The 21727-nt window shown below is 36.3% G+C and carries 22 protein-coding genes and 3 pseudogenes; 20 read left to right on the top strand and 5 right to left on the bottom strand.

The annotated features are described in order from the left end of the window. Nucleotides 1-147: 147 nt before the first annotated feature. Nucleotides 148-606, bottom strand: a pseudogene (locus JEM49_RS02230) (transposase); the annotation flags it as partial. A gap of 165 nt (nt 607-771) precedes the next feature. Between JEM49_RS02230 and JEM49_RS02235 the strand changes: the two are divergent. From JEM49_RS02235 to JEM49_RS10415, 6 genes and pseudogenes are all read left to right on the top strand, one after another. Next, entirely contained in the window at nt 772-960 is a 189-nt protein-coding gene (locus JEM49_RS02235) for a hypothetical protein (protein ID WP_201873436.1), read from the top strand. Between the two features lie 270 nt (nt 961-1230). Then, nucleotides 1231-2916: an arginine--tRNA ligase gene (gene argS / locus JEM49_RS02240; protein WP_201873437.1), complete on the top strand. Its 1686-nt coding sequence runs from the start codon at nt 1231-1233 to the stop codon at nt 2914-2916. A 110-nt stretch (nt 2917-3026) separates the two neighbouring features. After that, the gene (locus JEM49_RS02245; RefSeq protein ID WP_025005521.1) at nt 3027-3938 is read left to right on the top strand and encodes a class II fructose-bisphosphate aldolase; all 912 of its coding nucleotides are present in this window, start codon (nt 3027-3029) and stop codon (nt 3936-3938) included. Nucleotides 3939-4007: 69 nt separating this feature from the next. Then, entirely contained in the window at nt 4008-4535 is a 528-nt protein-coding gene (locus JEM49_RS02250) for an NUDIX domain-containing protein (protein WP_087176095.1), read from the top strand. Further along, on the top strand, nt 4528-4797 hold the full coding sequence (locus tag JEM49_RS02255) for a hypothetical protein (RefSeq protein WP_087176096.1): 270 nt from the start codon (nt 4528-4530) through the stop codon (nt 4795-4797). Before JEM49_RS02250 ends, JEM49_RS02255 begins: the two co-directional genes overlap by 8 nt. Before the next feature lie 148 nt (nt 4798-4945). Continuing rightward, nucleotides 4946-5319 (top strand): annotated as a pseudogene (locus JEM49_RS10415) (hypothetical protein); the annotation flags it as partial. Between the two features lie 44 nt (nt 5320-5363). Here JEM49_RS10415 and JEM49_RS02265 read toward each other — a convergent pair. Beyond that, on the bottom strand, nt 5364-6014 hold the full coding sequence (locus JEM49_RS02265) for a Crp/Fnr family transcriptional regulator (RefSeq protein ID WP_087176097.1): 651 nt from the start codon (nt 6012-6014) through the stop codon (nt 5364-5366). A gap of 156 nt (nt 6015-6170) precedes the next feature. On the opposite strand from JEM49_RS02265, the gene JEM49_RS02270 reads away from it, so the two are divergent. From JEM49_RS02270 to JEM49_RS02295, 7 genes and pseudogenes are all read left to right on the top strand, one after another. Further along, entirely contained in the window at nt 6171-6725 is a 555-nt protein-coding gene (locus JEM49_RS02270) for a hypothetical protein (protein ID WP_087235635.1), read from the top strand. A 10-nt stretch (nt 6726-6735) separates the two neighbouring features. Further along, nucleotides 6736-6903 (top strand): hypothetical protein, encoded by a 168-nt coding sequence (locus JEM49_RS02275; RefSeq protein ID WP_164480599.1) that lies wholly within the window; start codon nt 6736-6738, stop codon nt 6901-6903. A 49-nt stretch (nt 6904-6952) separates the two neighbouring features. After that, nucleotides 6953-7123, top strand: a complete 171-nt coding sequence (locus JEM49_RS02280) for a helix-turn-helix transcriptional regulator (protein ID WP_201873438.1) — start codon at nt 6953-6955, stop codon at nt 7121-7123. A gap of 104 nt (nt 7124-7227) precedes the next feature. Next, on the top strand, nt 7228-8343 hold the full coding sequence (locus JEM49_RS02285; RefSeq protein ID WP_201873439.1) for an ATP-binding protein: 1116 nt from the start codon (nt 7228-7230) through the stop codon (nt 8341-8343). A gap of 110 nt (nt 8344-8453) precedes the next feature. Continuing rightward, nucleotides 8454-9100 (top strand): annotated as a pseudogene (locus tag JEM49_RS02290) (GyrI-like domain-containing protein). A gap of 54 nt (nt 9101-9154) precedes the next feature. Further along, a complete protein-coding gene (locus JEM49_RS10420) occupies nt 9155-9385 on the top strand; it encodes a hypothetical protein (protein WP_242509733.1) in 231 nt (76 codons plus the stop codon). Between the two features lie 128 nt (nt 9386-9513). Next, nucleotides 9514-10467, top strand: coding sequence for an MFS transporter (locus JEM49_RS02295; protein ID WP_242509734.1), 954 nt, complete (start codon nt 9514-9516; stop codon nt 10465-10467). Between the two features lie 305 nt (nt 10468-10772). Here JEM49_RS02295 and JEM49_RS02300 read toward each other — a convergent pair whose 3' ends face one another. Beyond that, nucleotides 10773-11540, bottom strand: a complete 768-nt coding sequence (locus tag JEM49_RS02300; protein ID WP_025005529.1) for a MurR/RpiR family transcriptional regulator — start codon at nt 11538-11540, stop codon at nt 10773-10775. Nucleotides 11541-11709: 169 nt separating this feature from the next. Between JEM49_RS02300 and JEM49_RS02305 the strand changes: the two genes are divergently transcribed. Beyond that, complete coding sequence (locus JEM49_RS02305; RefSeq protein ID WP_201873441.1) at nt 11710-13014, top strand: PTS sugar transporter subunit IIC; 1305 nt, start codon at nt 11710-11712, stop codon at nt 13012-13014. Nucleotides 13015-13209: 195 nt separating this feature from the next. Next, nucleotides 13210-14319, top strand: coding sequence for an ATP-binding protein (locus tag JEM49_RS02310; RefSeq protein WP_201873443.1), 1110 nt, complete (start codon nt 13210-13212; stop codon nt 14317-14319). Between the two features lie 36 nt (nt 14320-14355). Here the strand turns inward: JEM49_RS02310 and JEM49_RS02315 are convergent, their stop codons facing one another. Beyond that, nucleotides 14356-15465, bottom strand: coding sequence for an acyltransferase family protein (locus JEM49_RS02315; protein WP_201873445.1), 1110 nt, complete (start codon nt 15463-15465; stop codon nt 14356-14358). 84 nt (nt 15466-15549) lie between these two features. Further along, nucleotides 15550-16437, bottom strand: a complete 888-nt coding sequence (locus tag JEM49_RS02320; protein WP_201873447.1) for a LysR family transcriptional regulator — start codon at nt 16435-16437, stop codon at nt 15550-15552. A 103-nt stretch (nt 16438-16540) separates the two neighbouring features. Between JEM49_RS02320 and JEM49_RS02325 the strand changes: the two genes are divergently transcribed. Genes JEM49_RS02325 through JEM49_RS02345 form a run of 5 tightly spaced genes read left to right on the top strand, consistent with a single transcriptional unit; the run spans nt 16541 to nt 21726 of the window. Beyond that, the gene (locus JEM49_RS02325; RefSeq protein WP_342211664.1) at nt 16541-17461 is read left to right on the top strand and encodes an acyltransferase domain-containing protein; all 921 of its coding nucleotides are present in this window, start codon (nt 16541-16543) and stop codon (nt 17459-17461) included. Next, nucleotides 17458-19101, top strand: coding sequence for a malonate decarboxylase subunit alpha (gene mdcA, locus JEM49_RS02330; RefSeq protein ID WP_201873451.1), 1644 nt, complete (start codon nt 17458-17460; stop codon nt 19099-19101). Before JEM49_RS02325 ends, mdcA begins: the two co-directional genes overlap by 4 nt. Before the next feature lie 18 nt (nt 19102-19119). After that, on the top strand, nt 19120-19419 hold the full coding sequence (locus JEM49_RS02335; RefSeq protein WP_013086721.1) for a malonate decarboxylase subunit delta: 300 nt from the start codon (nt 19120-19122) through the stop codon (nt 19417-19419). After that, a complete protein-coding gene (gene mdcD / locus JEM49_RS02340; RefSeq protein ID WP_201873453.1) occupies nt 19409-21067 on the top strand; it encodes a biotin-independent malonate decarboxylase subunit beta in 1659 nt (552 codons plus the stop codon). The genes JEM49_RS02335 and mdcD overlap by 11 nt, the downstream gene beginning before the upstream one ends. Nucleotides 21068-21081: 14 nt before the next feature. Then, entirely contained in the window at nt 21082-21726 is a 645-nt protein-coding gene (locus JEM49_RS02345; RefSeq protein WP_342211665.1) for a malonate decarboxylase holo-ACP synthase, read from the top strand. Nucleotide 21727: the final 1 nt, after the last annotated feature.

The following is a 21727-nucleotide window of genomic DNA, read 5'->3' on the forward strand; positions in this document are numbered from 1 at the left end:
TAAATAAAAGAACTTAAATAACCGTCTCAGTATAACAGTAACTGGGACGGTTTTTAAGTACACTATTTTATTTGACGCTTACTTAGAAACTGTCAAATCTTTTGTGTAAATAGTTCTTTCTCGTAAATTGATTTTTTAATCATTTATTTAATCAAAATAGGATTCTAAGGTATCCTGAACCTGACCAAAGCCTTTATGAATTCGGTTGAAATAGCGGTCATTGTAGCTCATTGCCTGGATGCCAATAAATGCATCAAGCGACTGTTCAGTTAGAAATTCTGCTTTAGGCTTAGCCTTGCGCTTAATGACGTTGTTAAAGGATTCAATCATGTTGGTTGAATAAATTGAAGCTCTGATTTGTTTGGGATAATTGTAGAAGACCAGCAAATCGGGCTCAATTTCTTTCAAACCTTTGATGACATGGCTATAAGCTTTATTCCATTTGGCATAGAATTCGTGCAAGACAGCTGCAGCTTCTTTTTTGCTTGTCTGTTGATGTATCTGCTTGAATTCGTTCATGATCTTTTCGCGGTCATCCACCCGGACTTTAGCACAGATATTGCGCATGACATGAACCAGGCAGCGTTGAAAATGAGCTTTAGGGTAAGTCCTGGTCATTTCTGTATGTGTTTTTTGTTCAAACCAATCATACGAGAAAGGAACTCCTTTTTCTAATGTTTAAAGAAATAAATTTAAGGAATCGTTCATCCTTACATAAACTATTTTACAGTCTCGGATTTTTACTTACATAAGCGTAAGACAGCAATTCAAGTGGCGTGGGAATTAAATAATTTTTCAAAAGAAAGAGAAATAAGGACATTATTGTCATTAGCAAAAGTAGATAATAATGTTACTGACTTTTGTATAGTTACTTGGCAACAAGAAGAAACGATTCATCAAGATAATGTAACGATCAATGTAATTCCACTTTATAAATTTTTATTAGCTGAACAAAGATAGTTTTTTACTCAAATCAGTAGCAGGAGCCGTCTTTTCCTGTTATAATCATCTTTGCTAGTAAGTTAGAAGTAGTAGTTATTTTCTTTATTTAAGCGAGTCTATGTTGGTGAAAGATAGGCAATAAAAAATAATGAAGGCGTGTCTAACTGAATTAATAATGATTTTAAATAAGCGGATACTTTGTATCAATTTGAGTGGTACCGCGGGTTAATGCTCGTCTCTTTCTATCTAGAATAGGAAGAGGCTTTTTTGTTTAGAAAAGAGGAAAATATGGACTTTAAGAATGAAGTTGTTGACTTAGTTGCTAGCCAAGTTGATTTACCAAAAGAAAAAATTGCAGCCTTAATTGAACGTCCAAAAAATGCTAAGATGGGTGATTATGCTTTCCCAGCATTTATTTTGGCTAAGACTTTGCATAAGAACCCTGCAATGATTGCACAAGATATTGCAGAAAACTTAAGTAGTGACAATTTTGCTAGCATCAAAGCAGTTGGACCTTACGTAAACTTTGCTATTGATCATGAAAAGCTTGTTTCTTCAACCTTGAAGGATGTTTTATCTGAAAAAGAACATTACGGTGATCAAAAATTAGGCGAAGGTAATGTACCAATTGATATGTCTTCACCTAACATTGCTAAGCCAATGTCAATGGGTCACCTTCGTTCAACAGTAATTGGTAATTCAATTGCTAAGACTATGGAAAAGGTTGGTTACACTCCAATTAAGATTAACTACCTTGGTGACTATGGTACTCAATTTGGTAAGTTGATTGCTGCTTATAAGCATTGGGGTAATGAAGAAGACGTTAAGAAAGATCCAATTATGAATCTTTTCCACTACTACGTTCGTTTCCACAAAGAAGCTGAAGATAATCCTGAACTTGATGATGAAGGTCGTGAATGGTTCAAGAAGCTTGAAGACGGTGATCCAGAAGCAGTTAAATTGTGGAAATGGTTCCGTGAAGTTTCTCTTGAAGACTTCAAGCGCATCTACAAGGAATTGGGCGTAACTTTTGATTCATACAACGGTGAAGCTTTCTTCAACGATAAGATGCAACCAGTAATCGATGAATTAAAGGAAAAAGGCTTACTTCACGAATCACGTGGTGCACAAGTTGTAGACATGGGACCTGATGAAAATCCAGCAATTATTGTTAAGTCAGATGGTACTTCAATTTACTTAACTCGTGACTTGGCAGCTGCTGAGTGGAGAATGAAGGAATACAACTTCGTTAAGATGATCTACGTTGTTGGTAACGAACAAGCTCAACACTTTGTAGAACTTAAGACTGTTCTTAAGAAGATGGGCTATGATTGGTCAGATGAGATTCACCATGTTCCATTTGGTTTGATCACTCAAGGTGGTAAGAAGTTATCTACTAGAAAGGGTAACGTTGTCTTCCTTGATCAAGTATTAAAGGATGCCGTTTCTCTTGCTAAGAAGCAAATCGAAGAAAAGAACCCAGATTTGGCTGATAAGGATCAAGTTGCTCATGACGTAGGTGTCGGCGCAGTTATTTTCCACGATTTGAAGAATGATCGTTTAGACAACTTTGACTTCGATTTAGATGAAGTTGTCCGTTTCGAAGGTGATACTGGTCCTTATGTTCAATACACTAATGCTCGTGCACAAAGTGTTTTGCGTAAAGCCGCTGCAATGGGTGAAAAGCCAAGCGAAGGAGCCTTTGCCTTAGACGATGACTGGGCATTTGCCGTAGCTAAGGATTTAGCGGACTTCCCAAGAATTATTGCAAGAAGTGCTGACAAGTTCGAACCATCTGTAATTGCTAAGTTTGCTCTTGATTTAGCTAAGAAATTTAACAAGTACTATGCAAACGTGAAGATCTTAACTAAAGATGACAAGATTGGTGCTCGTCTTGCCTTAGTTCAAGCTACTTCAATCGTTTTGACTGAAGCACTTAGACTCTTGGGTGTCAATGCTCCTAAGGAAATGTAACTGAAAAATTATGAAAATTAAAAAATAACGCTTACATTTTGTGAAAGATTGTTCATAATCCCAGAATTAGGGTACAATATGCATGTAAGATATTTAGGAGGTATTTTTTAATGGCTTATTTTGACAACGGTAATCAAATCTTTAAAGATGCTCGTAAGAACCATTACGCTGTAGGTGCTTACAACACTAACAACTTGGAATGGACTCGTGCAGAATTACGTGCTGCTGAAGAAACTAGAACTCCATTGTTGATCCAAGTATCAACTGGTGCTGCTAAGTACATGGGTGGTTACAAGTTCGTTAAGGACATGGTAGCTGACCAAATGGATTCAATGAACATCTCAGTTCCAGTTATCTTGAACTTGGACCACGGTGACTTTGAATCAGCTAAGGAATGTATTGCTCTTGGTTACTCATCAGTTATGTTTGATGGTCACGCACTTCCAACTGATGAAAACTTAGCTAAGACTAAGGAAATCATCAAGTTAGCTCATGAACGTGGTATTTCAGTTGAAGCTGAAATCGGTAAGATTGGTGAAAACCAAGGCGGCGGTGAATTAGCTTCTGTTGAAGATGCTAAGAAGTTCGTTGCAGCTGGCGTTGACAAGCTTGCTTGTGGTATTGGTAACATCCACGGTGTTTACCCAGCAGACTGGAAGGGCTTGAACTTCGACCGTCTTAAGGAAATTGCTGAAGCTGTTCCTGACACTCCACTTGTACTTCACGGTGGTTCAGGTATTCCTGAAGACCAAGTTAAGAAGGCTATCCAACTTGGTATTGCTAAGATCAACATCAACACTGAATTCCAATTAGCATTCCAAGAAGCTACTCGTAAGTACATCGAAGACAAGAAGGACCTTGACAAGAAGGCTAAGGGTTATGACCCACGTAAGTTGTTATTGCCAGGTGCAGAAGCAATTACTGCCAAGATGAAGGAAATGATTTCTTGGATGGGTACTAAGACTATCGATGACGAACTTAAGGATGCTTCATTCGACCGTTCATCATTGAACGAAGAATAATCATTGATTATCAATTAAAATAAAACTCAGCTTTGGCTGAGTTTTATTTTTTTCTAGAAAGAAAAAGTTATGAAAGAATTAAACCTCCAATTGAAAGACACTGAATGGCCATTAGAATATATTGATCATGATCGTAAAATAGTGCGAGCTATCGTGTTTGATGACCAGGAAAATTATTATTTTGTTAGAGCTAAACGTGATGACGACTTTGGTAAGGCAACGCTAATTGAAACTTCAGGTGGTGGCGTTGAAGCTGGTGAAGATTTAGAAACGGCGCTAAAGCGAGAGCTTAAAGAAGAATTAGGTGCTGAAGTTGAGATTATGCATAAAATCGGTATAGTTAGTGACTACTATAATTTGATTCATCGCCATAATATTAATAATTATTATCTTTGCAAAGTCACTTCTTTTGGTGAAAAACATTTAACTAAGGATGAAATAGAAGATTTTCATTTGTCGACTTTAAGGTTGAGTTATCGGGATGCTGAAAAAGAATATCAAAAATGTGCGGAAACTAAAATTGGTAAATTAATTGCGGACAGAGAGTTACCGGTTTTAAGAAGAGCAAAAGTGTTGCTGGGTGAAAATTATGCGTGAGATACCAGTTAAACAAGTAAAGTCATTAATAAAACAGCTATTGAAAAGCAAAGAATCAAAACGTGTGGTGTTGCTTACTAAGAAGAAAGATCGTTCATTAACAGTTGAAGTTGATGGTGAGCAAATGAAATTAACTGAGCAGGGATATGAGAATTCTGTTAATACATTTGCGATTGCTGATAATGTAGCAAAGCATGCTTTCACTGCGGCTTTTAAGCGTGAGTTTCCACGAAGTCATCAGGTTTATGTGAGTGAGAAGTGAGATTTAATTGTAATTAACTAATATGTATGTTTAGCTGATTTTTAGCTTATAATTAGAAGTGGAATATCTTAATTATTGATCAAAGCATGGCTCAACCTTTGTTGAGCTTTATTTTTTTGTAAATATGATGTCAAAATAGTGTGAATTTAAGGTTCAAAAAGTTAAGTTTAGAATAGAAAAAGTTCTTAACGTTAAGGGCCGCGGTGCTGGTGCACCAGTATATTTGGTTGCTTCTAAGGATAAGAAATATTCTAGTTGGACTACTCAATCTGGTTTGCAATACTATTACTTAAATAGTAAAGCAATGAAGAATGTGAAAAAGCCACTTATGAGAATTGCTAATAGATTGAATACTAGTCTTAAGAAAGTAAACAACAAGCGTGACTTTAATGCTGCTATGAAGGCTGCTAAGAAGTTGCATGGTAATCAAAGAAAGTTTGTTTTACGTTCATTGAAACAATTAAAAAAGATGGTTCAATGAACGTGGGTGGAACTAATCTATTAATTTTTGGTTTGCAATAAAATAAATAAGCTCAGCATCTGCTGGGCTTTATTTTTTACATAATTCATCTTTCCATCTTAATCCAGCGTCCATGTACTTCAATTTTGCCATCTTTTTCTAGTTCTTTTAACTTACGGCTAAATGTCTCCGGCGTAATTCCCAAATAGCTGGCTAAGTCCTTTTTCTTCAGTTCTAATTTGACTTCATTTTTACCTTGTTCATTGGCCAAGTCATTTAGGTAAGCCAATATCCGTTCTTTGGCATCTAAAGTATTTCTAAGCACTGAATTGTGTTCAATTGCCACTAATTTTTCACCAAAATTATTTAAAAGCTTCAATGATAAATCCGGTGTTTTTTGCAAAAGGTTTTGAAAATCAGCACGATTAATTGAGCATACCCAGGTGTCCTCCACAGCTTCAACAAAATTTTCACTTTCGCTTTGTTTGAATAAATGTTGCTGGCCTTCGATATCACCTTTTTGGAGTATACCTAGCACAACTTCTTTACCATCTTTTGATAGATTGTAGACTTTTGCTTTTCCCTGATCGATGACAATCATGCCATCTTTGCCGTCGTCAGGTTGCCTAATGATACTTCCTTTAGGAAATTTTTGTTGGTGTTCGGAGACGGTTACTAGTTTTTCTTTTAATTCAATTGGTAAATCAGTAAAAAGGGCTGCTTTGCTTAAGCAAGCAATTGGTGAATATTTTGTCATAAAAATCATCTTTTCTAAAATTCTTGATTTAAATCAATTTTATCATAATAGCTTCTTAATTATAATTAATTACGATAAGTGTTGAGACAACAAATTATTACTCAAAGATTGTATGATGAATTTGAAAACATCATAGTATAGAGAGGAATTATTAAGATGAAAAAATATATTGCACACATTACCCCATTAAATGCAGATAAGATCGGTTGCGAAGCTCATGGCACCGCTGAATTTACTGAAGATGGCGACAAGCTTCATGTCAAAGTAGAAATGTTCGATACTCCTAAGAATATTGAACACTGGGAACACTTCCACGGCTTTCCTGATGGTAAGGAAGCTCATGTTCCAACTATGGCTCAGGATAAAAATCATGATGGTTTCATTGATTTACCAGAAACTGAAGAAGTATCAGGTACAACCATGGTGCCATTAGATGATGCGCCACAAGACATGAACATCCCTCACGATGGTTATCCTGTTGCAGACGAAAACGGTCATTACGAATACGAAATTGATATTCCATTGGAAAAATTACAAGCTAAGTTCAAGGATGCCTTTGGCACTGAAGATCTTCAATTAGATAAACGTGTAGTTTATGTACATGGTGTACCAAAGGATCTTGAATTGCCTGACACCGTTGGTGGTTGCGTAATGAGCTATGATGCGCATACAACTTTGCCAATTGCTGCAGGTAAGATTGAAAAAGCTTAAGGTGAATTTAATGCAAAGTATTTTTTTGAAGATTTTGTGGTTAATTTGTTACTTAATTACCGCGTATTTTACCTTTAGCGGAAAAATGATGCCGGCAATGGACTGGATGGCAGGAACAATGCTAGCTGAAGCGATTGTTTCTTTCGTTTATTGTTTGATTAATAAGAAAAAAGCTTAATAAAAAAAGCCCGAAGTTTGTAGTGCGGTACAATTTCGGGCTTTTTTGATTGGTAGCTGATAAGGATGGGTCACAGGAACAATTAGCTAAGAAAGTTGATGTTTCAAGACAGACAATCTCGGCGATTGAAAAAGGTAATTACAATCCATCGGTTAATTTGTGTATTAAAATTTGTCAGACACTAGATAAGACTTTAGATGATCTGTTTTGGCCAGAGTGAGAAATTGAGTTAATTATAAAAGAAGTATAAAATAAAAGATAATAATTATAAAAACTCTATAAAACGTAAATTTTGATTATAAAAAATCTATAAAAAGGAATCTTATGGAAGAAAAAATGTTAAATCCGTTTATGCCTAGTTTTGGACGTTTTCCTAAAATTATCATTGATCAACAAGAAGCATTAACCGATTATTTGACAGGACTGCAAACACATAATGCTAAATATCAAACGTCTTTGGTGTATGGAACGAGAGGATCGGGAAAAACTGTTTTTCTTTTAAATGTTCAAAGGTCTTTAGAGAAATTAGACAATTGGATATTCATTCGTTTAAGCAATGGGCAAGGTAATCTATTATTCCAATTAATGCATGGTCTTCAACGAGCAGCAAGGATTTCATTAGTTGATTTATTAAAGAATGTTAAAAGCTTAAATATTATGGGAAATGGTATTACCTGGCAAGCATTACAAGAATCTCAGCAAATTGATTATGATGAATATATTTCTATTTTATTGAGTCGCTTAAAAAAGCAAGGCAAATCTATTTTGATTGGCATTGATGAAATTGAAATTAGTGATGATGTGCGAGCCTTTGGATCAGAATATCAAACTTTAATTGGTGATGAATATGATATTTCATTATTAATGACAGGATTACCAAGCAGAATTTCTGAAGTACAGAATGATAATACTCTTACTTTTTTATTGCGTAGCAATCGGATTTACTTATCTCCGTTAGATGAGGAAACAATAACCGCTAGCTATGAGAAGGCATTTACTAAAGGTAAACGTGAAATTGACTTCATGGTATTAGATGAAATGAGTCGTGCGGTAAAAGGCTACGCTTATGCTTTTCAAACTATTGGTTACTATGCCTGGCGTTTTAGTCAAGAGTCTTTGCAGCTAGATGAGGAGGTCTTAAAGCAGACAATAGAGGCCACTAAAAAAGATTTATTCAGAAATGCTTATGAAAGAATGTATATGGACATTTCTAAAACCGATCGTGACTTTATTAATGCGATGATTAAAGCTGGAACCAATCGGGTGACAACAAAGCAATTGCAAGATATTTTGCATAAACCGATTAACTATATTTCAGTATATCGTGCACGCTTGCTAGATGATCAGTTGATTACTTCACCTGAAAGAGGAGTAGTTCAACTGGCACTGCCATTTTTTGCAGAGTTTGTGGAAAAATCTAATTTAGAACATTTAGCTTAAAGAAAGTGAAGATATAGATATGAGTAAATACGATCAATTATGGCTTTGAAGTGAAGAAAATTTCACTTAAGAATAAGACAGTTAAATTTCATCAACTATAGAGGCAGAATATGGCTTACGATTTTAAAAAGAAGAAAAACAATTCTATCGTCCGGGCAAGAAGCCTGAATTGGTTGATGTTCCGCAGATGCAATATCTAGCTGTTCAAGGTCAAGGCGATCCCAATCAAGAGGGCGGAGAATACAAGCAGGATCTACAATTGTCGTATAGTCTAGCCTATACAATTAAAATGAGTAAAAAAGGCTCACATCAGATTAAAGATTATTTCGACTTCGTGGTTCCACCGCTTGAAGGATTTTGGTGGCAAGATGGCGTTGAAGGCATTGATTATGCTCACAAAGAAAAGTTCAATTTCATTTCCTGCATTCGGATGCCTGATTTTGTGACAGATGATGTTTTGACTTGGACTAAAAAAGAAGCTGCAGTTAAGAAGGGGTTGGATTTTTCACCAGTTAAATTACTTACTTTGACTGAAGGAAAATGCGTGCAAATCATGCATCATGGCAGTTATGATGATGAGCCAGCTACAATCGACAAGATGCATCAATTTATTACTGAAAATAATTTGAAATTAGATTTTTCGGATAAGCGGCGTCATCATGAAATCTATTTATCAAATCCTCAACGTACAAAGTTAGAAAATTTAAAAACGATTATTCGCTTGCTAGTTAAAGAAAAGAAGATGAAAAATGACTAAAAAGTTACGCCACGTTTGGTGATGGCGATTTTATCCGCAAGGATGCTCTCGTTTTTGGGAATCCTTGACGAAACGGCAACGACAGTTACTTTTCCAATCTTGACCAGAGATTTTGCGATTACTACCGATCAAGTTCAATGGGTTAACACCTTGGTGTTGCTAGTGATTGCGACGATTGTACCGATTAGTTCTCAGATTAGATTGCGAATTCCTACTAAAAGTATTTTTATTCTAGGAGTTTCGTTATTTATAGTGGGTTTGCTGATTGATATCGTTACTCCATAGTTTGACCTTTTGTTAGTGGGTCGAGCCTTGCAAGGAATCGGTACCGGTATAGGCTTGCCGCTGATGTACAACATTATCTTAGTTGAAGTACCTAAAGAAAAACTCGGCTTCATGATGGGATCGGGACGATGATTACCGCTTGTGCCGTGGCCTTTGGGCCGGTGTTCGGTGGTATCGTAACTGATGCACTTAATTGGCGTTGGATTTTCATCATTTCACTTTTTCTGATTATTATTAGCCTGCTAACAGGGATGTATTCAATCGGGCAAATCAATCCTTTGCAAAAAGTGAAGATCAAGTACGGTCAGTGGCTGTCTCTTGCTGTTGCTTTAGTTTGCTTAATGCTAGGCTTTACTCGAATTGCCAAATATTCATTCCTGTCAGTTCCAGTTTTAGGCTTTTTAGTTTTAGGAATCATCAGCTTATTAATTTGGCTAAAAATATCTTGGTCCGATAAGGAAGCCTTGATTAGTCCTCAATTATTTAAAAATTTGCGTTTTAGCATGCAACTAATTGCCTATTGTTTTGCTAAAATTGCGACTTTGGCCTTAGGCTTCATCTTTCCAATCTATGTGCAAGCCGTTAATCATGGATCCGTTTCTCTGGCTGGTTGGATTACATTTCCAGGTGCGGTGATAAATGCCTTGATGGCAGCCTTAGCAGGAAAGCTGCTCGATAAAAAAAGTGCGCGTTTGCCGATCATTATTGGCGTAATTGCCAGTCTAACTAGTTTGATTTTGATGAATAAATTAGCACCACTCAGCAGTATTGCCATTGTATTATTGTATGTTCTTTATTATGGCGGTTATGGGATGTGTTTTGGCAGTCTGATGACCAGTGGATTGATTACTTTGAGCAAAGCCAACCATGCCCAAGGCAATGCGATCTTCAATACTTTGCAGCAATTTTCTGGAGCACTCGGAACTGCATTAGCTGGGACTTTGATTGCGATTGCACAAAATAATCATGTAGGTAATGGCACGGCAATAGGTTCTAAGTGGACGTTTATGGTGCTGCTTGTGCTGATAATTGTTAATTTAGTCCTTGCACTAGTATTTGTACCGAAGAAGAAAAGTAAATAGTAAAAGGTTAAAATTATGACTTTTAAAAAATGATAAAAGTTTAAAATTTTTAGATACTGTGGAAGCATTGCAAGGCAAAAAAGAGGTAGAAAATCATACCATTGCTAAAATTGGTAGTTTAAAAGATTTAGATCAATGGATGGATAGTTTATGATTTGTAAGTTCAGTGAAAGCTGAACTTTTTTATTTTGCTTTGTTTAATAATTAAAATCTTCGAAAAATTGATCAATACATTAAGCTAAATCATGGTAATTTTGATTAATATAGAAAGCATAAAGTAAAAGGCTCAGCAAAAGCTGGGCCTTTTATTCACGTTCTTTTTCCTGATCTTGTTTTTGCTTAATTAGATCTCGATTCTTTCCAATTAATATTTCAACTAGTCCTTCAACTATATACATTGCCGGAATTTGTGAAGAAAGATCACAATATTTAAATAATCGTTGCTTATGTTCTTGATAATTAAGCACATATTTACTGATGTTTGCAATAGTACTAGTTGGATTACTGGTGATAGCTACTACTTGATTATCAGAACGTTTAGTACAGTAATTAAGTTGTTCGATTAATTCGGTAGTTTCACCTGAGACCGAAAAGCAAATAATGGTATTGTTACTGGTATTTTCTAGTTGTCTATTTAATGGATAAAAAGGATCGGTAATAGGAAATGCGTTGAATCCTAATAATGCTAGCATTCTTGCAGCATAGACGGCGGTGGAGGCAGAATTGCCAGTTCCCATGATAGGAATATTATCAGATTGATAAAGTTGATCAGCAACGACTCGCAATTTGTTTTCAATATCATTAGGAAAATTTTGTTGATCAATAAATGTTAATGCTTTTTGAGGTGCAACGGTTTGATTGATATTTTTTAAATAGGCTTTGAATTCAGGAAAGCTTGCAAAGCCTATTTTATGAACAAAACGCATTACTGAGGAATTAGCCACATGCGTCTTTTTGGCAATATCACGTACACGCATATACGCTACTTTTTCGGGATTATTAACAACAAAACGGTAAACGGAGAGTTCTACATCTGATAAGGATGAAAGATTATTAAAATCAAAAATAGCCATTCTTTTCCTCCCAACGAATAAATTTATAATTCAATTATAAAGAACACAGTGTTCGAATAAAAGAACAGAAACCTAAAAGTATAGATTTTTACCAGATAAGGCTAAAACTATTGTACTATTATAAGCGCTTACATAGAATAGAAAGCGAGATGAAAAAGGAGGAAAGATTGTGAATAATCTACAAAAATTTCTAGATAAGTTTTTAGCACCAATAGCTAAATGGATGGGAAACAATTTGTTCTTCTCATCTTTAGCAGATGCTTTCATGAAAGTAACTCCAATTACTTTGGGTGGTGCCTTCGTTCTGTTAATTGGTAATTTACCAATTCCAGCTTGGACTAACTTTTTACAAAAAATAGGTTGGGCAACACAATTTAACGCTGCACAAAATGCAACTATGAATGTATTGTCACTCTTTGTTGTATTTAACTTTGCTTATGTTTACGCAGAAAAATGTAAATATAATCCATTGCCAGCAGGATTGCTTGCTGCATCAAGTTTTATGATTTTAGCTCCACAAGATTATATGGCTAGAGCATTTGGGACGCACGCTAAGTTGACTCAAGTGACAGCATTTGGTACCAATTACCTTGGTTCATCTGGTATGGTTGTTGCTATTCTTGTTGGTTGGGTTGTCGGGATGCTTTACGTATTCCTCAATAAAAAGAATATCGTAATTAAATTGCCTGACAGTGTTCCACCTAATGTTTCAGCTTCACTTCAGCCATCATTAATTGCCGGAATTATTTTGGTATTAATGACTTTAATTAGAGGAGCATTTAGTTATACTGCATTTGGTAACATCTTTGATTGTGTTACTAAATTGGTTCAAACACCACTTCAGACATTTACTGCTTCTCCAATTAGTATTATTGCTATTTACACCTTGGCTAATGTTTTATGGTTCTTTGGTATTCACCCTAACATGGTTTATGGTATTGTAATGCCAATTATCATTGCTAACGGTATTGTTAACCAGAATGCATTTAAGGCTGGTCAACCAATGCCATACGTCACCATGGCAATGCTTTCTGTCATTTTAAACAGTGCTTTTGGTGGTCAGGGTGCTACAATCGGTTTAATTATTTCTATGTTTAGAGCAAAATCTGATCGCTACAAACAAATGTTAAAATTGGCCGGAGTACCAGCATTGTTCAATATTAATGAACCATTGGTATTCGGGATGCCAATTATGTTAAACCCTGTTTTCTTCTTACCAATGCTGTTTGAACCTATCATTAATGGTTTGGTAAGTTGGGGATTGATTGATTTGTTCCATGCTACTGTTAACCCATTTATTCAATTACCATGGACTATGCCTGGTGTTGTTCAAGCATTCTTCTCAGGTGGTATTCCATTCTTTATCATCGCTATGGTTGTAGTAGTCTTAAGTACTTTGATTTGGTTCCCATTCTTCAAGATTGCCGATAATAAGGCTGTTGCCGAAGAACAAAAGAATGCTAAGAAAGCTTAATTACCGTAAATTTTAAATAAAATTATAAAAACCAAAGATTTAAATAAAAGAAGTTACTCCACATGAGTAGCTTCTTTTTTATCTTAAAAGAAATTTTATAAGATCTAAAGAGATCTAAAAATAGACAGAAGATCTAAAGAGATCTAAAATAAATTTCAAGAACTAAAAAGATATAAAAGTAGGTGGATTAAAATAATGACTAACATGAATAATCCTTTTGATCCTAACTTTGGTAAGGTACCAAAAATATATTTAGGGCGACAGAAAATAGTAGAAGATATAGTCCAATCACTTGAAAGTGGAACAGGTCCTTATCAAACTTCAATGATTTATGGGATGCGTGGCGTAGGAAAAACTTCTTTGTTAGCTGATATAACCTCCACATTAGAACAGAAGAGTAATTGGCTCGTTATCTATTTAGCTATGACTAATGATTTGCTTGCCACCTTAATTCAGAGTATTTATCAGGAAGCTAATAATACAATTAAAAAAGCACTAGATAGGATTGATGGGGTGAAGTTCTCAGCATTTGGTTTTGAACTTGAAGTGCATGTTTCTAATCCTCAGTCTACTTATCAAGTTTTATTAGAAGAAATGTTAAAAGTATTAAAAAAGCATGATCAATCTCTATTGATTGCAATAGATGAAGTTAAAGAAACTCCTGAAATTGTTAATTTGGCTTCTATTTATCAGATAATGGTGCTAAAGGAGTACCCTATTAATATTATGATGACGGGGGTACCTAAAAATGTTTCTGAACTGCAAAATAATGATGTCTTAACTTTTCTTCTGAGAAGTGGGCGCGTGCCATTAGGTCCGCTTGATCTTTTTGACATTAAATATCGCTATCAAAAAGCCTTTGAGAGAGGAAACAAAGAAATCGATAATAATACTCTAATGAAAATAACCAAACTGACTAAGGGATATGCTTATGCATTTCAAGATCTGGGATATTATGTCTGGCAAAATTCTGATAATAAGGTTACGGAAGAAAGTGTGGAGAAATCTATCCCATTATTTAAAAATGATCTTTTTCGTAATGCTTATACTAAGATACTATCTGAATTGTCGCCAACAGATAGGAAATTCTTATTTATTATGGCTAATTGCCCTAAGAATATTGTGGAAATAAGTTATATTCGTGAACAAATGAAAAAGAGTTCCAATTATATTTCTCAATATCGCCAAAGATTGATGGACAGTCAAGTAATCGTAGATACAGGATATGGTAAGGTCACATTTTCATTACCATTCATGAAAGATTTTTTGCTGGAAGCTGCAGAATTATATGGAATTGAAGAATAAAGCAAAAGAGGTTACTCCGCGTGAGTAACTTCTTTTTTATCTTAAAATTAAACTTTTTGCTTTCATCCACCAGACATGCAAGCAATATGCGGAAGTGAAAGACAGGATCCACGTTAAAATCCAGGTGCCAAACAAAGTCAAGATTGGATGATAGATTGCGTGATATTGCATGTTAAGTCCGCGCCAGACTAGTTGATTCCAAAAGACATTGGATAAGTATGCTCGATAAGCATAAGTAGCTAAAAAGTGAAAGACGTTTAAACTAGCCCGTGAATTTTTTCTAACTTGGTGCAAACAAAATGCAGAGATTAGTGCAATAACTGCTAAACAGTACAAGGTCATTGATGGCTTGTAGTATGGTGCATTGTTAAAGTTGATGGGATGACCAAATTTTTGTAATTCGATGTTAGTCCAAATGAAGCAACCGATGAACAAAATTGAGATCAGCCACCATAACTTAGTGACTAGCTGGTTGTAATAACCTCGCAGTTGCCAAGCTAACATCCCGTACACACCATAGATAAAGAATGAAATGAACACGCGATCAAGCAGATACCAATCATGTTCATGCACGCCGTGGAAAACGTAGTAGTCATATAACCACAGCCAGGCGAAGTATAGCACAAAAGTAATGATTGCAACCCAAATTCCGCGTGTTAAGTTATGACCGACAAAGCGGCTTAGTGCCCAAAAAAGTGGCATTAAGATAATGAATTGCAACATCATCGTGTTGTACCAAAGGTGTGGTGCCGCATTACCATTAATAAATTGCCAGCAAAATGAACCGATGCTATTAAAATGATTGACTTGTTGCACCCATGGCATCCCAAAAAGGTAAATCAATGTCCACCAAATAGTCGGTACAAACAGATTAGACCAGTTAGCTCGCATATGTTTGGCATATGAGAAACTGCCTTTTTCATCATTAGTCCGAATGGTAGTGTACAAAATACCAAAGATAAAGGCCGGTGCCGTATATTTCACTAAATTATAAAAAATGCCAAAAACGTTCTGCACATGAGTGGGCTGCCCGGTACCCATGATCATCGACATAATTGGCTGCGATATCACAGCCGTACAGGCGAAAACTTTCAAATAATCACCAATATCAGCTGCACTAGAGCTGTTAAACTGATATTTTTTCATAAAAATCTCTCTTTTCTTTTGAATTGTGAGATCCAAAAGAAGTTCAAGTTTAATTTAACGGTATTTTTTGAAAAAAGCAACGGCTTAAATTAATAAATATTTTGTTGCGGCATCTCTTTCTTGCAAGAAAACATTGGCAATTTCATTGCTAAAAAGACGCTGTGTATCAGTCAAATTATGATGAGGCGAATTTAAATAAATCGTGCGTCGAGGAGCTTCAGGATAAATATGAGCCTTAGTGATATTTTTAGTTTCAAAATCCTGCCAACTAATGGCTGGGATAAAACCGATTCCAATTCCGCTTGCAATTAATTGCCGCACCGTTGCTGGTTCATCGGATTGATATTGATAATTTAGTTTGATTTTGTGAGCCATTAAAAATTGATCGATAGTTTGTTGTAGTTCGGTTTCTTTATCAAGGCCAACAAAGATATATTTTTCTAAATCTTTTAATTCAATAAAATCCTTGTTAGGAAGGATGCCTTTTTTAGCGCCGATTAGTAATTCTTCGGTGGTGATGGGGATGCTATTAAAGTTAGGGATCTTGGCAGTAGAAATAATAAAGTCAAATTGTTCTAGATCTTTGGCAAAACTATTTTTCTGATGAATATTCAAGCTGATATTGGGTAAAACTTCCTGCATGCACAAAATTATTTTAGAAATTAAAGGCGAAGCAACAGTAAATAAGACATTCAAAGGGCTTTGATCGATATTTTTAGAACCTTGCACTGCTTTAATCCCGCGATCAAGCAAATTTAAACTGTCGGAAACATAAGAATAAAACAATTTTCCTTGTTGATTTAGCTTGATCGTTCTGCCTTCACGATCAAATAATTTCACACCGATTTCGTCCTCTAATTGTTTAATAGTTTTGCTGACGGCAGATTGACTGACATAGGCTTCCTTTGCAGCTTCGGTGATTGATCCAAGGGAAGCTACCGAAATAAAGTATTTTAATGTAGTTAGATTCATTTTACTCGCTCAATTCATAACTATTTGGTTAAGTATTATTCTATTTATATATTATAAATTGTCATTCAAACGTTTTAAACTAAAAAATGTGAGATCCAAAGAGGTGATTATTTTGCGAAACTTATGGTTATTTCCGGGTCAAGGTGGTCAAAATCCGGGCATGCTTGACAAAGTCGATCCTCAACTGAAAGAGCAGGTAGAAAAATGGACCAATGTCAAGCTACTGGATACTGCTGAGGGCTATCAAGATTCAGTTCAAATTCAGCTAAGTATTTTGCTTTTGCAGATTGATCAAGTCGATCAATTGAAAAAGTTAGGCTGGCAGCCGACTTTAGTTGCAGGACATTCTTTAGGCATATTTGCGGCAGCTTATGCAGCTGGTGTCATAAATAAAGAAGATGTTTTCAAGTTAGTAGCTCTTAGAGCTAAGTTGATGCAGGAATGTTATCTAGAAGGCTACGGCATGGGTGTTGTAGTTGGCTTGAGCCGTCCAGAAGTAAAAAAGTTAGTTGCTGAAGTTCATTCAGATACCAATCCAGTTTATATTTCTAATCAAAACTCAGAAATGCAGAATACTATTTCTGGGAAACTCAGTGCGATTAAGCAAGTTCTAGCATTGGCTAAAGAAAACGGTGCATCAAAAGCAAAATTGCTGCATGTGCCTAACCCATCGCATTCGCCGCTAATGCAAAAGACAGCTGATCAGCTGAATACTTTTATTGCTCAGCTTAATTTGCATCAACCTAGTTGCATATATTTAGCTAATTACAATGGTCACGCAGTAAGGAGCTTAAAAGATATCAAATATGATTTAGGCAACAACGTAATTTACCCAGTACTTTGGGAAACGATGATGCAGGTTGCTCTTGAATATCAACCTGATGTTAGCTCCGAATTTTCACCTGGAACAGCTTTTACCAAACTACTAAAAGCAAAGACGGATCAATTACATATGGTTACGTTATCGGCAATGTCGATTGATGATGCGGACTATTTATTTAACAAATGGGAGAAAAAAGAATGACAGAAGAAAAGAATTGGCATACTCATCGAGATGCGAAAAATGCACGTTTAGCAAGCGCCAGTTCATTATTGAATGGTAAATTTGCTAAAACTGAAGATGTCGTTGAAGTGTTGAATACTTTAATTAAGCCAGGCGACAAGGTGGTGCTTGAAGGGGATAATCAAAAGCAAGCATCATTTTTATCAGAAGCTTTAACTAAAGTGGATCCTGAACGTGTTCATGATTTACACATGATTATGTCTAGTATTTCACGTCCAGAACACCTTGATATTTTTGACTTAGGTATTGCCTCAAAGATGGACTTTTCATTTGCCGGCCCACAAAGTACACGTGTATCGCAAATGATTGCTGACGGCACAATGACGGTTGGTGATATTCATACTTATCTTGAATTATTTGGTCGTTTATTTATTGATTTGATTCCGAACGTTGTCTTGGTTGCCGCGGATAAAGTTGACCGTGAAGGTAACCTTTACACTGGTTTTAACACTGAAGAAACCCCAACAATTGTGGAAGCCGCAGCCTTTCATAATGGAATCGTGATCGTGCAAGCAAACGAAGTTGTTGATAAATTACCACGTGTTGATATTCCTAGCGACTGGGTCGATGTCATTGTTCCAGCTGATAAGCCATATCAATTGGAGCCTTTGTTTACTCGTGATCCACAAGCAATCACCGAATTACAAATTTTGATGGGGATGATGGCAATTAAAGGAATCTATGCTAAGCATCATGTTCAAACCTTAAATCACGGTGTTGGCTTTAACACTTCTGCAATCGAACTTCTATTGCCAACATATGGTGAACAATTAGGACTCAAGGGCAAGATCTGTCGCAATTGGGAATTGAATCCAACTCCAACTTTAATTCCAGCAATTGAAAGTGGTTGGGTTCAATCAATCCACTCATTTGGTGGCGAAGTCGGGATGGAAAAATACATTGCCGCTCGTCCAGACATTTTCTTTGTTGGTAAAGATGGTACCATGCGTTCTAATCGTGCTTTAGGTCAGGTTGCTGGTCAATATGCACTTGATATGTTCGTTGGTTCTACTTTGCAAATTGACCAATGGGGTAACTCTTCAACTGTTACTAATGGTCGTTTGTCAGGCTTTGGTGGTGCACCTAACATGGGTTCTAACCCAACTGGTCGTCGTCACTCAACTCCAGCTTGGCAAAGCTTAAAGCCAGATGATGATCCATTGGCTAAGGGTCAAAAATTGGTTGTTCAAATGGTTGAAACCTTTGGTGCAAATAAGAAGCCAGTCTTTGTTGATCACTTGGATGCTGAAGAAGTTAGAAAAGAAGCTAAGTTGGCTAACGTGCCAATCATGATTTATTCAGAAGATACCACGCATATCGTCACTGAAGAAGGTATCGCATATCTTTACAAGACCGACAGCATGGAAGAAAGAAAAGCCGCAATTGAAGCAATTGCTGGTGTAACACCTGTTGGTTTACGTTCAAATCCAGAAGAAGTAAATAAGCTGCGTGAAAAGGGCATTGTAGCTTTACCAGAAGATTTAGGCGTACGTCGTGAAGATGCTAAGCGTTCACTTCTTGCAGCTCAAACCATGGATGATATTGTTGAATGGTCACATGGTCTTTACAATCCACCTGCAAAATTTAGATCTTGGTCATAATTTAGGAGGTACAAGAGAATGGAAAAATTACACTTTGAATATCAAAATTCTACACCTGTAAAAAGCTTCGCACATGTTGGGGTAGTAGCCTCCGGTGACTTAGAAATCTTGGTTTATCCAGCAGATGGAGATAAGACAACGTTGGATATTACTACTGGTAGCGATGGCTTCGGCAAAGTTTGGCAAAATGTCTTGGATCGTTTCTTTGCTCGCTATCCATTAAACGGTAAATTTATTGTGCACGACTTTGGTGCAACCCCTGGTGTTGTTAACTTACGTTTGACTCAAGCAATGGAGGCATTAAAAGATGAAAAATAGTTTTGTTGAATTAAATGGTCGTCAGCGTGCATTTGCATTGGTTGATGAAAATTCTGGTCGCGAATTAGTTGGTCCAGAATATGATATGATTTCACCTCACCTTGAGCCACAAAATATCGTGCCTGAAAGTGATGATGGTGTCATCTTAGTTAAAGGTACTTTGAACGGTAAAAATGTTGTCGTTATTTCAATTGAAGGTAAATTCCAAGGTGGTGGTATCGGTGAAGTGTCCGGTGCCAAGATCGTTGCCGCTTTAGAAGAAGCACTAGATGACAATAAGAATGGGAAAACTATTTATCCAATCATTGTTTTAGATACTGGTGGTGTACGTTTGCAAGAAGCAAATTACGGACTTTTATCAATTTCTGAAATTCAAAATGCTGTCATTGCTTTAAAGAAGTACGTGCCTGTTATTGGTTTGGTTCCAGGGAGAGTAGGTAGTTTTGGTGGTATGTCAATTACCAGTGCTGTTTTGTCATATCTTATTACTACTCAAAAAGCTAGAATTGCTTTAAACGGTCCAGAAGTTATCGAACAAGAAGCCGGTGTACGTGAATTTGATTCTAGCGATAAAGATTTAATCTGGGATACTTTAGGTACTCGTCAAAGAGTAAAGACTGGTATTGCCGATGAATTAGTTGAAGATGATGTTGAAACTATTAAGAATGCGATTTCTGAAGCAATCGATCAAAAGAAGGATGCTCACAGAACTGATAAGGCTGATTTCTATTTGACTTTGCTTGATAAAATTGATTTCTCTAAGCCTTTGACTACTGAGGAATATCGCAAGATCTTTAATGAAACTAAGGCTGAAAAGCATGAAATTCCTGAAACTGTTGCTAGCGATACACCAGGTGACAAGAGCCGCGGTCGTTTATGGTTTGAAAAATTAACTGGCATTAAAAATGCTAAGTCAGAATATCCAACAGTTTTAGCAGCTGAAGTTGATGGCAAAGAATATATTGCTATCGTGCCAGACAAGAATAATCGCTTTCCACGCGTACGTAATGGTGAAGTGGGCTTGCAAGAAGGATTTGTCATCTCTAAGATCGTTAATGAGATTGTTGAAGAAGACAAGGATAAAGAGGTCAAGCGTCCAATCATTTTGATTGTAGATGTACCAAGTCAGGCTTATGGTTACAAAGAAGAATTAATTGGAATTCACATTGGATTAGCTTCTAGTGCTGCTACTTATGCTAAGGCTCGTCAAGCTGGCCACCCAGTAATTGACTTTATTCCTGGGGATGCTGTTTCAGGTGGTTTCTTAGCTCATGGTTTGCAATCTAACCGCATGATCGCCTTAGCTGATAAGTCAATCACTATTCAAGCGATGTCTAAGGCATCTGCTGCTAGAATTACCCAAAGAACTATTGCCGAACTTGAAGAAGCTACTAAACATGTTCCTGCAATGGCTTACGATATCTTCAATTATGAAAAATTGGGTGCTTTATACAAGCTAGTGCATGATGTTTCATCTTGGGATGCCAACGATGATGCAGTTAAGGAAGTTCATGAATTAATCGATGAAGCTATTGCAAGTACAAAGGATCAACCAACTGACTTGCGCTTCCGTTATGAGACTCCAATTGCAATTGAAAGTGGACGTAAGGCTACGATTAAGATGCGCGAAATGGTTGATGATCAATAGGAAAAATAACTAATATTTGGCCGCATGATTTATTAACGTTTACCAATGATGACGACTTAATATTAGAAGAGAATCCTTTACCTGAATGGGCAAAGGATTCTTTGTCTAAGGCTAAAATCGTAGTGGTCAGACGTGGTCAATTCAAAAATGGTTTAATTCCGGTAGGTTTGCGCGGTTACGAGCGTAATCAACGCTTGGCTGGCTATTTAAAAAAGTCTAGTATAGTTAAGCAGTATCATCCAGATTATTTTATTAAGCATGAGTCTTGGTGTGATTTGCCAATTGAAAGGCAAAAATTAATTGCTTTTCAAGCACTGGTTAAGATTGCACCACTTTTAACTGATTATCAGTGGGGAATTAGTGGTTCACTTGCTTATGAAATGGCAACTGGTGTAAAGATGGTCAAAGAAAGTCCAGAGCATACTAGTGATTTAGACTTGATTATGCCCGATTTACCTAAAATGAACGTAGCTGAAGCAAGAAAATTTTTAGCTAGATTAAATCAATTTGGCACGCATGCGGATGTACAAGTAGTTTATGGTGAGAATAGCTTTTCTTTGGAAGAATATGCATTGGGACGTGATCAGCAGATTTTAATTAAAACTGCCACTGGTCCAATTTTAAGTGAAAATCCATGGCAGGCAATTAAAGAGGGATGAA

The sequence above is a fragment of the Lactobacillus sp. A27 genome (assembly GCF_016742815.1).
GTDB lineage: Bacteria > Bacillota > Bacilli > Lactobacillales > Lactobacillaceae > Lactobacillus > Lactobacillus gallinarum.